Genomic DNA, 12,858 nt, shown 5'->3' with positions numbered 1-12,858 from the left:
AATTATTTCTCATTATTTTTATTTAATAAGTGTTGCCATTAATCAAACCTGAAGGTTTCCATCATCAATCAGGTTATTAATGATTTCTATATTCGAGGTTCCACCGCCATACCCTGATAAATCAACGCCTTTAAGGGTAATTCTCTGGGTAACATCAGATGCATCAGACCTGACTTCCAGAACAGTGTCACTGTCTTCAAAACTGAAGCTCAAATAGTTATCCAGAGGATCAGCTTCATCCAGCAAGTCCGCCAGATCCAGAACATCGCCACCCGGACCGGTCTGGAAGTCGGTAATTAAATCTTCTGCTGGTAGAGCAGCAGTACCAAGGTCAGATGATACCCACGAGAACGTATCTGAGCCTTCTCCCCCTTCCATGCGATCATCTCCAGAGCCACCAAAGAGAATGTCATCTCCGGCATTACCAATCAGCGTATCGTTACCAATACCACCGCTGATGCTATTCGCCGCTGAAGACCCAAGTACAACATCAACACCCTCAGCCCCTGTAACAGAGCTACTGCCACTCTGGGTATTCAGTGTTGCCATTGCAGTATTCGTAAGCTCTCCATCAGTGACGGTAAAACTGAATTCCGTTGAGCCACTAAAGTTATCGTTGGGTTCAAACTGCCAGATACCCTCTCCAGTATTCGTTAATGCACCATCAGAACCGGAGTATGTGACTTCCTGAACCGTCAGATTATCACCGTCATAATCTACCGAGTTTGCCAGAAGCTGCTCTTCGGTAATAACAAATACGGTGTCTGTCAGTAATGAAGCGTTGTTAGTTGGCTGAGCAACAGGCTGACCATTTAACAATGTAGAACTTACGCATTGACAGCTCTGATAAAAGATGGTCTCAGCCAGTCTTTACCATCAGAGAAGCTCTTAATGAAGTCCCAAATAGCATCCTTGAGCGCATCATTCTTAACGCGATAGATGCTACTGAGAGATTCAGATACTTTCTTGGCCTGAAGGCAGGCATACCCAAAGATAGAGGCAAAAATATGGTTCCTGACCTGCTGCTTTCCTCTCACCTGAAAGCGCTCAATACTGCAGAGTTGTTTCAGCGCCCGGTGATACTCTTCGATCGCCCAATGGTGCAGGTGAAGTTCATTAAAGCCTACCTGTGGTGATACCTCTGATCCAGCATGGGGTGTGTAGACGACGTAATGGCGCAGCTCGTTTTTTAGCCGCGTCCGGTACAAACGCACAGAACCAAAATTACGTAGCCAAACGGTTATTCCCTCTTCAGGAATCTCCAGGCTCTGCACTTGTTGGTAGTCACCCTTTTGGATAGAAACAGTACGGTTGCTTTTAACGGCAAACATAAAACCCAGACCGTTGTTTTTCACAGTCTTCAGGTTTGCGGCACTGCTATACCAGGAATCCCCCGTAACAAATGCAGGTCGTAAGCCCCATACAAGTACTTCTTTCAGCATCTCGAGAAAATAATCATTTTTGGACTTTCCGTCCGCAGAGTCATAGATACGGAAATTGACAGGAAGGCTATAGCCTTTGATATCGGTGTAATAGAGCGTTATGAGATTAATGCCCTTGACGGCTTTATGATGCTTGCCCGAGTAATGATAGCCGATGAATGCCGTGTAGTTACTGTACGGCTTATCCAGCACCGTATCATCAACCGATAGCGTGCCCCCATCAAGAATCAGCCTTGCGGCTACTTCCATGAAAAGGTCATTGGGAGCAAAGTCTTCACGTTGTAGAAAACGGTTAACGCTGTGGTGTGACATATCTCCGATCTCACTAAGGCGAGTACAGGTTGCTGATTTCGGCTCACACAATAGAAACCCTGTATATTTCGGCAAATCACACCCAGCTGTTGTAGGTCTTGTTATCTTTCTACGCACGACGACATCCGCTATTTTTTGCTGATCTAGCAATTTTTACAGCTGCCTGTCAATGCGAAAGTCCTACAATGTATTTTGGTCATAAATGCCATCGGAGAACTGAAACCGTTCTACATCAGAGGTTGATTGATCAGTACCGTCTCGATCAGTAACCGTATCTGTAATAATGAAGCCTCCACCAACTCGCTCCTCAATGGTATATTCACTCCGTACTCCACTGAAAACGGCAGTATCGATACCGAAGGAGCCATTTATCTGATCATCACCAGCACCACCGGTAATGATGTCATCCCCATACTCACCATTTAGCTGGTCATTGCCATCACCACCATCAATCACATCATTACCAAAACCGGCAGCAACAATATCCGCACCACCACCAGCATTGATGACATTATCATCATCCCCAACCAGAACATCACTTACATCAGTACCGTTGATGGCACTGCCTGAGTTAACACCCTCGACGACTTGCCAGACCGTCACATCCCCGGCGACCGGCGCATCCACTACAGGAAGCACATAAACCGTCAATGAACTGGAAGAAACGGAAGTGCTTCCAGTGGACTCTGATGACGTGGCAAAAACATCCACATTGAAATTGCCATAGTAATGCTCAGAAGGAGTGATAAGAAGACTATTAATATCCCAGGTACTGACATCAACAACCTGATCGCTGCTCGACAGCGTGACACTGTTTACCCCATCACTGACCAGAGCACCGTCGGGTATGCCTGATAAAGTGACTTCCAGAGCTTCTGAGCCATCGGTATCCACCAGCTCAGCCCCCAGGTCAACCTGGAATGCACCACCTTCATCAATGGTGACGCTGGCATTATCACTCACAACAACATCAATCGTGCCCGAAGTCACATTGGTGCCATCAGTTATCTGATAACTGAACTGATCGGCACCGACAAAGCCTTCTGCCGGTGTGTAGCTGAAGGTGCCGTCACCATTGTAGGTAACTGAGCCATTAGCTCCGTTGCTGTAACCAGAAACCGAGAGCACCTCATCTGCAGGATCTACCGCACCATCAAATACATTGCTGGTTGTCAGTACTCCATCCTGAACCTGCATTTCAAACTGGTAGTCTTCAACGGAAGGAGCCCAATTGGAAGGGGACATTTCCAAGATAAAGTCTGTGTCAGCATTATTATTCAAAACACCGATACGACCATCATTCAATGGCTCACCAAAATCGTGTGAAACTTTAAGCTCACCCTCTGAGTAAAAATTAGCAACGGTCCCATCAACCCTGAGCTGAATAGGCACATAGACATTTTTGGGAATCGTTGCGGGTATAGCAACAACATTGGAGTGAACACCATCGATTATCTGTTCAATACTCCATTTTTGTGCGCCGATTCTTGCCATCACAAACTTGTAGTTATTTTCATCCTGATAATCAAAAATAATCCCACCGTTATACCAGCCAGAGTCACTGGCATTGGTTTTAACCTGAGCATCAAGAGTGAACGATTCGGAAATAGTCCCTTCATAATTAATTAAAGTCACAGGGAAATTATTGCTACTACTGTCAGAGTCAATAGAGAGGCCGGTACCATTGATGATCCAGGGGAAATCATCGATTTCAATAGCATGTGGAGTACCATCGAATACATCCGTTCTAAACTGGAACAAGTCCACATTGTTGAAATTAATGGTCGCCGTATTTCCTGTGCCATCAACATCAATCGTTGCTGTCTTTGTTGAAAGGTCCAGCGTTACCTGATCCGATCTGAAACCCCCTAAATCGACCGTATTACTGCCAGCGCCACCATTAAGGGTAATGACATCACCCGCCTGCAGATTTTCAAATTTAAAGGTATCATCGTAAGCTGAGCCGGTGATCTCATTGGGTGCTCTCTCTGAATGATTGAAACAATAGTGCTCTATTTTCACAGCTACTATGGGAACACCACTCATAATAGTTAACTGTCATGCCCGCTTCTGTTATTTCCAGCTCTACCAAAAGCATCGTTTTGCAAATTGAAGTTTCTATAGATTCAGGCAACATGCTGAATCTTGAAGATAGTTTACAGCGTGCACTCAATGAAGCCGGGCAGCTTGGAACAAAAGAGTTATTGGGGCTATTTGAATCACCCAATAAAGAACCTATCGTCGTTAATCAGCAGAAGTGGAACTACAAAGGAAAGGTTCTTAAGCACTATGAAACCTTATACGGTCGTATACCTTTGGAGCGCTCCGTATATCAGGGTGTCAGAGGTGGCAGTACTCTGGCAGCACTTGATCTTCGTGCCGGTATTATTGGTTCAGCTACCCCCAAATTTGCCAAGTCTATCGCCTGGAAATACAGCCAGATGCCAGCGCCTGCGGTAAAAGAAGATTTTGAGACCAACCATCAAAGGACGCTTTCAAATTCTTATATCAAGCATTTATCGGACAGAGTAGGTGCATTAATTGAAGACCAGCAAGACACTCACTACCACCTTCCTCCACTAAAAGAGCCTGTTGAAACAATAGCCATTGGTCTGGATGGAACCTGCATGCTGCTTTGTGAAGAAGGCTGGAGGGAAGCCATGTGTGGGACATTGAGCCTATATTCTGCAGATGGAGACAGGCTCCACACGATATATACAGCCAGTTCGCCAGAGTATGGTAAACAAAGCTTTATGAGCAAGCTCGACGAGGAGATTGCAGATCTAAAACGACTCTACCCAAATGCCACATACATCGGGGTAGCTGACGGGGCTAGAGAAAACTGGAGTTATTTGAAACAACATACCTCTGGGCAGATACTCGATTTTTATCATGCATCTGAATATTTAGCTGGAGCAGCGGAAGCACTGTTTCCAACCAGTAAGGCGAAGCGACACCAGTGGCTTGAAGACAGGCTACATAGTTTGAAAAACAAGCGTGGAGCAGCCAAAAAAATCCTTCAGGAAATTGAATCAGCCGAGCTCCCGAAAAAGACAATCGCACTGACAGAGAAGCGCTACAAAGCTGTGAGCTATTTTACAAACAATCACCAGTTAATGAATTATCATCAGGCGCTTAAACGCCATTGGCCAATAGGTTCAGGAGTTACTGAAGCGGCTTGTAAGACTCTGGTAAAGCAACGATTATGTGGTTCTGGAATGAGGTGGAAAGCAACAGGAGCGGAAGTGCTTTTGACAACAAGAGCACTGATCCAGAGTAAGGGGCGCTGGGAACAACTTTGGTCTGAGTTCATGACTGGAAAGGTTGAAGCTAACCTATGAGTCAGTTATCAAATTGAGAGAGCACCCTGTTGAACCCCGCAGAATATGGACTTCCAATTGCCTAGCAGTCCTGGATTCTCACGAGTAAAACACTGCTCAGCCAGTTGCCTGACTTGGTTTTCAAGGGCTTGCATAGAGTTTAACCAGGGTAAGTCGATTGGCTTTGCTCCAATAGCAAAAGTGAGGGTGGCACGTGTGCTATGGGGTTCTTGATGATTTGCTGCTTCAGTACAGGGTCTGATTGATGTAAGGCGATAGCAAATACCATCCTTGTCCAGAGTTTTTAAAAATGCTTTTATGGTATCAAGATCATCCGGAGAAAGTCCTGTTGAGGACTTGTTTTTGCTTTGGCGTTCAATACTTACCGTTTCAGCACCAATGTTAATGACGCACCTAGTTTTATTACCCAAATTAAAATTTCCGGTGGTGTGAATAAAAGCAGGGTTGACTCTTTTGTCTTCTTTAGCTTCTGAAATATCTTTTCTCTCAAATAATTGACTTAAAATATATTCGTAACCTGAAGTAATTGAGACAAATAATTTATCTGGCTTCCAGTTTGGGGATAAATGGCAATGATCCTGTACGGTCACTTTTTGATGTTCGTGCAAACTGTGAGGTGGTGATTGTAAAACTTCTTTTTTTTCTAAACAAACAGTAACGCTTTGTCCTGATTCATGCTCATTTCTACTTGCACAGCTTGGATAGTCATTGAGGCTTAGAATACAAACGTCAGAAATGGATTTATTACTGTCTTCAGTAATGAGTCTTACAGAGGCCTCGCTGTTCTCAGGGGATTTTCGATACTCAACTCTTGATGGTGTCGGCAAACGTGATGCTGATCTTTGATCAATGCGTTGTTCGTTTACCTCAGCTATGGTTCCTCTCTCAACTTGTCTTGATACTCCCGATTTTTGAGAAACCTTCATTCCACGCATTGAAGGTGTGATGAGAGAAATACGGTCATTTTTCTCATCTCCTTCACTATCGCTGGATATATCATGGCTATATCCAGCATGAATTGATTCTTTAAAATATCTTACTTCTGTAGACATATTATTTAAGCATTTTTGCAGGATGAACAGTTAGATAACTCCTCTAGGGATAAGTTCCGACAGTGATGTTAAAAACCAAAATACCCATAAGTTTATTGTCATTTCTTTTTTTATAAGAGTGCTTTGACCCAAGAAAAAATGTTGATGAGCTGTCGTTAGCAGAATAATGCGAACTATCTGGAGAAGGAAGAGTATAGCCGCAACGCTACTGAAAGTATTGAGCGGCTTGTTACTCATTGTTGGCTACACTTGTTTTATTTTAATTATCTTGTGGAGTTGAAGGGGATCATCAGCAGAAGTGCTGGTTGTTTTAACCAGCAGCAGTTGTTCAAGAAGCTCTACTGGCAATCTCTGCCTGCTTTAATTCATGCTGAATAACGCCGAAGATCTGCTGAAACTCACTGTCATAGCGAACCAGACTTTGGGTAAATTCTGGCATTAATTGAGCTATTGGCTGTCCTGTATTCTCTGGGAGCGTTTCCGGTATCAGTTTGATCGCTTGAGTCAAATGGTATTCAGTTTGACGAACAAACGTCATCAAGCGCTCATATTCTATCCCCATGTTATGCAGGTCTGGTTTTCTGCCTGAACGGGAAAGAGCCATTTCATCAAATACCTGCTGAAGTCGCACATCATATTCTGCCAAAGCGGCATTAACCTGCCTTAGTTTACTGACATGGCTTGCATCCACAGCAGCACCAATGGGAGCGACAGGTGCTGATTGAACGCTATTGCTGGCATCAATGACAGCAACCTCTGGCTGCTTTCCAAAAGCCATGTCCGGACGAAACGGGTTGGTAGCGGCCAGATTGGCCAGAAGGTTTTCTACCTTATTGAAATCCATCTCTAGCATTTTCGGCAGCTCAGTTAGCGTATCGGTAAAGCTGGCCTCAACGTTATCCTCTGCCGCTGCCTGGACTGATGGTCCAATCTCCGGGTCTTTAATAGGGTCGGGCTGGTTTGGGCGGTTATTAATCTGATCCGTCAGTGAAGACGACATAGCACGTTCTCCTTTTTGGCCATTACCTAAAGATTAGTTGATTGTTAATAGTTTTTTTCTATTGAATGTGTTGGTTTGTTTTATTTTTATAATTGATAATCATTCTCATATAATAAAGCCAACAACGATTGAGTGGTCACGAAGACCGGAGGACAAGATGGCTAAGACCGTTTCTTTTGCAGCAGTACACTTTTGTGTTGCATTTTCAGTAGGTTATCTGATGACTGGCGATATTATGGTCGGTGGTGCACTGGCGATGGTTGAGCCTGCTGTGAATACCGTGGCTTATTATTTCCATGAAAAAGTCTGGAATCGATTTAAAAACGTTAGACCAAAGCATACCGCTACTTTAGTGAGTGCGTAGCAATGGCGCCTTTATTCAGGCCCTCAAAAGCAACGACCCGGATGGTCTTGCCAGGCTTTCGCTCAGCCAGACAGAGAGCAATATGGGTAGCAAGCAGTTCGACAGTGGAGTCGGTGTCGATCAAATAGCAGTTACTGCTGGGCAGGCTGATCTCAAAGTACCCCTGGTTGGCTGTGTAGCAGAATCGATAATGCTCCACGTTGCTCTCTTGGAAGGAAGCCTGTAGATCCTCTTTTGTGGCGATGTAAATGTCACGCCACTGTGATGCCCACCAGGCCTCCAGAGCCTGATCCCGTTGCTCATCGACAAAAACCTTGATCTGAGAGCGGTGCCCATGAGCAATCCGCTGGCAATCCCCATCGTGTTTCTTCAAACCATGGCTGTAATGATAGTAAGCCCCACCAATATCTTCAGGGTATAACCTGAGCTCAACCGTTGTGACATTGCCTGGCAGTTCCCGGTGTATGGCCTCCTCCAGAAAGGGGGTAAGCAACTCCGGAGTTATAGCCTCTGAATCAACCAGCAGAACAGCCTGTGCCGGTGCTGAACAGGTAATAATCCCATGGCAGGTTTGAAAGCGAACAACTAACTGCTCTTTGTTATGGGTAATGGAGGTCTCTTCTGCGTTCAGGGGAACCAGAAGGCGGTGGTCTGACAGGCTATCCAGCATTGCTTTAACCTGTTTCTTCACATGCCCAAAATCAAACACCATGCCCTGTTCATCAAGCTCGCCACCCAGCATGACATCCACAAGCCAGGTTTCACCCACCAACCCGCGCTTTGGACAGAGGTAACTGAAGTCCAGGGTCGACAGTTGGTTTACGAACAGAGCCTGCATATTACTTCCACAATAGCTGCCGCCATTTTTGAAAAATGTCCCATGGAACACTCATCAATAGTGACGAATGGATTTGAAGATCATCTGATTTTGGAACGAACTATTCAAATTATCCACAGGGGCAGAGTAGGTTAGGATCAGGAAAACAGCCATAAGGGGTAAACAATACCCAACGCATTTTCTATCCCCCTATTGTACTGACTGTCTGAGCCTGAATCTGTGTTGAAGCTTCTCGACATAACCATGGCTCTTCACTTCCCTTTGTCTCATGTTTTACGCTTCGGTCAACCATTCTCATAACGGGTTTGGTGAATTTGATGGGTACAAAGTGCTGTTTACGCTTGCTACAGAACAGCACCGCGATTATCTTCTCCATCCGGAAAGGTCAAACACATTACGTGTAAAAAGGAGTCAGGCTTGAGCCCTCTAATAACCCCGGAAGAGCTGATCTTTGATGCCGAACATATCTGGCACCCTTACAGTACGACCATTAATCGCGTGGATATGTTCCCGGTGGTCGGGGCAGATGGTGTCTATTTGCATCTGAATGATGGGCGCAGGGTCATTGATGGCATGTCTTCCTGGTGGTGCATGGTACATGGCTATAACCACCCTGAAATGAATGCGGCACTAAAGAGTCAGATTGATGATTTCTCCCATGTCATGTTTGGTGGCCTGACCCATAAGCCTGCAATTGATCTGGCTAAAAAGCTGGTGGCGATGACCCCTGAGCCTATTCAAACGGTGTTTTTTGCAGACTCAGGCTCTGTGGCTGTTGAAGTTGCTATCAAAATGGCGATGCAATACTGGATTGCCCGTGACAGGCCTGAAAAGAATAAAATGCTGACCGTCAGGGGGGGCTATTACGGGGATACCACCGGGGGAATGTCTGTCTGTGATCCTGATGGCGGCATGCACCACTGGTTTACCGGTATTCTTCCTCAGCACTATTTTGTCCCCCGTCCCGAGTGTCGTTTTGGTGAAGCTTTTGAAGAAAGGCATATTGATGAGCTGCAGCAGATACTGGATCGACAGGGGAATCAGCTGGCGGGTGTGATTATTGAGCCCATTGTTCAGGGTGCTGGAGGCATGTATTTTTATTCACCAGAATACCTGGTTCGTCTGCGCCAGTTGTGTGACGACTATGAGGTACTGCTGATTCATGACGAAATCGCTACGGGGTTTGGTCGCACCGGAAAGCTGTTTGCCTGTGAACATGCGGGTGTTGTTCCGGATATCATGTGTGTCGGAAAAGCCCTGACGGGGGGGTACATGACGATGGCCGCAACTCTGTGTTCAGAGGAGATCAGCCAAACCATTTCTGAACACGGCCCTTTTATGCACGGCCCTACCTTTATGGCTAATCCACTGGCTTGTGCTGCGGGTAATGCCAGTCTGGAGATCCTGTCCAGAGGCGAATGGCATGGTCAGTTGACGGCGATTGAAAAAACACTCAGGGAAGGCTTAATGCCTTGTTTTGAAATGCCTGCGGTTACTGATGTCCGAGTATTGGGGGGTATTGGTGTCGTGGAGCTAAAAGAGCCGGTGGTGATGTCCGAAATTCAACCTTTGTTTGTTGAAGAGGGAGTTTGGGTTCGACCTTTTGGCAAGCTGGTTTATGTGATGCCTCCTTACGTCATTTCCCACGATGAGCTGGTAGCGCTTTGTAGCAGCATTTGCCGAGTTCTTCATCGGGTAAATAATTAAACAGGTTTGCCGGAAGACCGGCAGCCAGCTAACTTTCACCATCAAACTATTATCTAATCGTTACTTAAAGGAGTACCCCTGATGGGCGCAGGCCTTCCTAAAACCCCGGAACAGTTCCACAAAATTCCTCATGCGCGGCTGGCGATTATAGGTAGCAGCTGGCACAGTGACTGTGTCGATGCCATGATTAACCGGGCTCAAAAAGAGCTTCTGGTATTGGATGTTAAACCGGAGAACATCTCTATTCACAAAGTCCCGGGCTCACTGGAACTTCCGCTTGCGGCACGGATTCTGTTTGAAAAAGACCCGGGTCTGGATGCTATCCTGGCTTTTGGGGTGGTTTTGAAAGGTATCACCAGCCATGATGAGATGGTACTTCATGGTGTATTTGAAGGCTTTATGGATGTCACGGAGCGTTTCGGGAAGCCAGTAATCAATGAAGTCATTGGGGTTGATAGCGTGGAAGACGCAAAAAAACGCTCCGGTGATGATCACATGAATAAAGGCGTAGAGGCAGTGTACGCCACCTCTGAGCTTTTACACTGGATCAGCCAGGTTAAAGGTTAAGATCCAAGGTGGATCACTTCAATGGTGATCCACTTGAGTTGCTTTATCACTCTCTCCCTCTCTCAAACTCATATCGGGTAACAGGTCGGCGTTAACCATGGCGGTCACACAAGAGTCTGACCACACGTTAATCGCACTCTCAAGCATATCAATCAAGGCGTAGAACGGCAGAATAATAACCAACAGCTGAAGTGGTACCCCCATAGCGGCCAGAAATGCACTGGACAGCATATAACAGCCCATGGGAACACCGGCATTACCAATGGCGGCAATACTGGCAATCACTATCCATGAGAGCAGCTCCAGAGGTGAGAACATAACGCCGTTACTTTGCGAGACAAAGAGAACCGTAATCAGTATGAAGGCAGCGCAGGCATTCATATTGACGGTGATGCAAAGGGGGAGGCTGAAACGGGCCACTTTACTCTGAACTTTCATGTCTTTTTCTGCACATTCAACGGCATAGGGCAGTGCTGCTGCTGATGATTTTGCAAAAAAAGCAACGGTCAGGGCTGGCCACATGGCTTTCATGGTTTGCCAGGGGGAAATCCCTTTAAATTTCAGAAACAAGGGTAATATCAGACCAGCTTGAACGATATTAGCCAAAAGCACACAGAGCAAATAAAGAGCAAGGTCCTGAAGAATTGCCTGACCCTGAAGGTCATGAATGAACTGGTTTACGAATGCCCAGACGGCCAGAGGCATGAGTTTGAGAATCAGTCCGGTCATTTTCATAATGGCAGCGAACATACTGTCAAAAAAGGAATGCAGAACTTCTTTATGTTGGTTTTCCAGAGCCATAGTGGCAGCACTGAGGAGGAGGGCCAGAAATAAAACGCCCATCACATTATGGGTATAGAAAGGCTCAATAAAACTGGAAGGAATTACGCCAATAAGATAGGACCAATAACTTCCAGATGGGCCTGAAGGCTCTGCAGCTGCCGCTAATGGGCTTATATTTCCCGCCGGGGCTATGAATAAGTATAGAGCCAGGGCAACGGTGGCAGCGACCAGAGTCGTGATCACCGTGTATTTCAGAACCTGGCCGCCAAGGCGCTTAACATCGGAAGCATTGCCCATACCGGAAAGGGTTGAAACCAGTGCGAAAAAAATAATTGGGAGGCTGATAAGTTTCAGCATCCGTATGAACAGGTCGGATACAACCTCACTGGCCTGATTGAACTCATTAAGGTCAAACCATCCGGTGACAACCCCGCATAATCCAGCTATGAGTAGAATCATAGTGCTATTTATAATGGGTTGTTTTTCCTTGTTTTTTTTGCCTGGCTGCATAGGTTTTGGAATCTGTCTACTGGATTGAATTATAAGAGTAGACACGATTTTTACTGGTTATTATTTTGTTTTGATATTTACTTAGGCTGTATTGATTGAGATAGGTTCATTCTTAAATTAACTTATTTTTGTCTTGTTTGTTAAAAAATGGTGGTTTGGCCTGAAGGCTCCATTAATTCAAGAAAGATATTTTTCCCTCGCTGGGGGGGATCAGTAATATGCTTTTTGGTACTTATGACCAGTCTTTTTTTGACTACACTACCTACCTCGAAAGGCCTGTGCGGCTGCACACTAATGATTCTATAAAGTGACGTCTTCTGAATTACCGAGGAGTAGTAACGTGTTGAGACGAACCCGCTTTTCACTGTCTATATCTGATTCAAGGCCCAAGCCGATCAAGAAAGAGTGGATATATCAATGGTCCCTGATTGTAGATGACGTAACTTCAGAAGACCCTGATGACGCTGAGGAGTATGTTCAGGAGTGGAACTTTCCATATCCCGGACAAAAAGAGTTGCTCTCCATTGATGCGATTGCTCTGTTAAGTATCAATATGCCTCTGGCACCAAAACATAAACTTCAGAGAGGTCGAGTGACTTACTTGAAGCAGAATGTTTCTTCCAAACGGGTGGTTTATCCCTCAGCTATGGCAAGTTTGAAAAAATGAAGCCTTTTATAAAAAAAGTATGTTACGCGATGTGCGACTTTGTCTGAAACTATCTCAAATTACTAGCCCGGATATTTCATAAACTGCCCCGAATCTCGGGCAGGACTTTGTCGCCCTAAGGGATTTTGTGAGGGAGTGCCGTACCGGGGAGTACGGTCGACCGAGCAAAACTCCCTTAGGGCGGCAAAGGACAAGCGAGAACGGGAGCACGTTTATGAAATATCCGGGCTAGCATGATGGTAAGTCCAAGTTGTATCTTCAAAATCACGCAATTA

The 12,858-nt window shown here is 45.5% G+C and carries 12 protein-coding genes; 5 read left to right on the top strand and 7 right to left on the bottom strand.

Annotation, left to right across the window (positions count from 1 at the left end; genetic code table 11):
- Positions 1-42 precede the first annotated feature (42 nt).
- The 3 genes from ACOCLE_RS24470 to ACOCLE_RS24460 all read right to left on the bottom strand — a co-directional run bounded on the left by ACOCLE_RS24470 (position 43) and on the right by ACOCLE_RS24460 (position 3,800).
- A complete protein-coding gene (locus tag ACOCLE_RS24470) occupies positions 43-819 on the bottom strand; it encodes a cadherin-like domain-containing protein (protein ID WP_419534632.1) in 777 nt (258 codons plus the stop codon).
- A gap of 8 nt (positions 820-827) precedes the next feature.
- Positions 828-1,871: a transposase gene (locus ACOCLE_RS24465; RefSeq protein ID WP_419533005.1), complete on the bottom strand. Its 1,044-nt coding sequence runs from the start codon at positions 1,869-1,871 to the stop codon at positions 828-830.
- 63 nt (positions 1,872-1,934) lie between these two features.
- Entirely contained in the window at positions 1,935-3,800 is a 1,866-nt protein-coding gene (locus ACOCLE_RS24460) for a cadherin-like domain-containing protein (RefSeq protein WP_419534631.1), read from the bottom strand.
- A gap of 14 nt (positions 3,801-3,814) precedes the next feature.
- Here ACOCLE_RS24460 and ACOCLE_RS24455 point away from each other — a divergent pair, with 14 nt between their 5' ends.
- Positions 3,815-5,095, top strand: coding sequence for an ISKra4 family transposase (locus ACOCLE_RS24455; protein WP_419532972.1), 1,281 nt, complete (start codon positions 3,815-3,817; stop codon positions 5,093-5,095).
- 8 nt (positions 5,096-5,103) lie between these two features.
- On the opposite strand, the gene ACOCLE_RS24450 is transcribed toward ACOCLE_RS24455, so the two are convergent.
- Both ACOCLE_RS24450 and ACOCLE_RS24445 read right to left on the bottom strand, forming a co-directional pair.
- Positions 5,104-6,147, bottom strand: a complete 1,044-nt coding sequence (locus ACOCLE_RS24450; protein WP_419534630.1) for a hypothetical protein — start codon at positions 6,145-6,147, stop codon at positions 5,104-5,106.
- 328 nt (positions 6,148-6,475) lie between these two features.
- Positions 6,476-7,147, bottom strand: coding sequence for a hypothetical protein (locus ACOCLE_RS24445; RefSeq protein ID WP_419534629.1), 672 nt, complete (start codon positions 7,145-7,147; stop codon positions 6,476-6,478).
- Between the two features lie 157 nt (positions 7,148-7,304).
- On the opposite strand from ACOCLE_RS24445, the gene ACOCLE_RS24440 reads away from it, so the two are divergent.
- Positions 7,305-7,511: a DUF2061 domain-containing protein gene (locus tag ACOCLE_RS24440; RefSeq protein WP_419534628.1), complete on the top strand. Its 207-nt coding sequence runs from the start codon at positions 7,305-7,307 to the stop codon at positions 7,509-7,511.
- On the opposite strand, the gene ACOCLE_RS24435 is transcribed toward ACOCLE_RS24440, so the two are convergent.
- On the bottom strand, positions 7,492-8,349 hold the full coding sequence (locus ACOCLE_RS24435) for a 6-pyruvoyl trahydropterin synthase family protein (RefSeq protein ID WP_419534627.1): 858 nt from the start codon (positions 8,347-8,349) through the stop codon (positions 7,492-7,494). The two genes, ACOCLE_RS24440 and ACOCLE_RS24435, sit on opposite strands and share 20 nt — an antisense overlap.
- A gap of 417 nt (positions 8,350-8,766) precedes the next feature.
- Here ACOCLE_RS24435 and bioA point away from each other — a divergent pair, with 417 nt between their 5' ends.
- Together bioA and ribH are read left to right on the top strand one after the other, a co-directional pair.
- A complete protein-coding gene (gene bioA / locus ACOCLE_RS24430) occupies positions 8,767-10,056 on the top strand; it encodes an adenosylmethionine--8-amino-7-oxononanoate transaminase (protein ID WP_419534626.1) in 1,290 nt (429 codons plus the stop codon).
- 81 nt (positions 10,057-10,137) lie between these two features.
- Positions 10,138-10,623 (top strand): 6,7-dimethyl-8-ribityllumazine synthase, encoded by a 486-nt coding sequence (gene ribH, locus ACOCLE_RS24425; protein WP_419534625.1) that lies wholly within the window; start codon positions 10,138-10,140, stop codon positions 10,621-10,623.
- An 18-nt stretch (positions 10,624-10,641) separates the two neighbouring features.
- Here ribH and ACOCLE_RS24420 read toward each other — a convergent pair whose 3' ends face one another.
- Complete coding sequence (locus ACOCLE_RS24420; RefSeq protein ID WP_419534624.1) at positions 10,642-11,865, bottom strand: dicarboxylate/amino acid:cation symporter; 1,224 nt, start codon at positions 11,863-11,865, stop codon at positions 10,642-10,644.
- Between the two features lie 391 nt (positions 11,866-12,256).
- Between ACOCLE_RS24420 and ACOCLE_RS24415 the strand changes: the two genes are divergently transcribed.
- On the top strand, positions 12,257-12,583 hold the full coding sequence (locus ACOCLE_RS24415; RefSeq protein WP_419534623.1) for a hypothetical protein: 327 nt from the start codon (positions 12,257-12,259) through the stop codon (positions 12,581-12,583).
- Positions 12,584-12,858: the final 275 nt, after the last annotated feature.

This window comes from Endozoicomonas sp. (assembly GCF_965196975.1).
In the GTDB taxonomy this organism is placed as follows: Bacteria; Pseudomonadota; Gammaproteobacteria; order Pseudomonadales; family Endozoicomonadaceae; genus Endozoicomonas.
Note: the sequence above shows the minus strand (reverse complement) of the source record. Positions and strands in the feature narration are given on the sequence as shown.

Excerpts from the sequence above, each read along its gene's own strand:
- ACOCLE_RS24455 (WP_419532972.1), top strand. The coding sequence starts at position 3,815 with ATGCCCGCTTCTGTTATTTCCAGCTCTACCAAAAGCATCGTTTTGCAA.
- ACOCLE_RS24420 (WP_419534624.1), bottom strand. The coding sequence starts at position 11,865 with ATGATTCTACTCATAGCTGGATTATGCGGGGTTGTCACCGGATGGTTT.
- ACOCLE_RS24460 (WP_419534631.1), bottom strand. The coding sequence starts at position 3,800 with ATGAGTGGTGTTCCCATAGTAGCTGTGAAAATAGAGCACTATTGTTTC.
- ACOCLE_RS24435 (WP_419534627.1), bottom strand. The coding sequence starts at position 8,349 with ATGCAGGCTCTGTTCGTAAACCAACTGTCGACCCTGGACTTCAGTTAC.
- ribH (WP_419534625.1), top strand. The coding sequence starts at position 10,138 with ATGGGCGCAGGCCTTCCTAAAACCCCGGAACAGTTCCACAAAATTCCT.
- ACOCLE_RS24450 (WP_419534630.1), bottom strand. The coding sequence starts at position 6,147 with ATGTCTACAGAAGTAAGATATTTTAAAGAATCAATTCATGCTGGATAT.
- ACOCLE_RS24445 (WP_419534629.1), bottom strand. The coding sequence starts at position 7,147 with ATGTCGTCTTCACTGACGGATCAGATTAATAACCGCCCAAACCAGCCC.
- ACOCLE_RS24440 (WP_419534628.1), top strand. The coding sequence starts at position 7,305 with ATGGCTAAGACCGTTTCTTTTGCAGCAGTACACTTTTGTGTTGCATTT.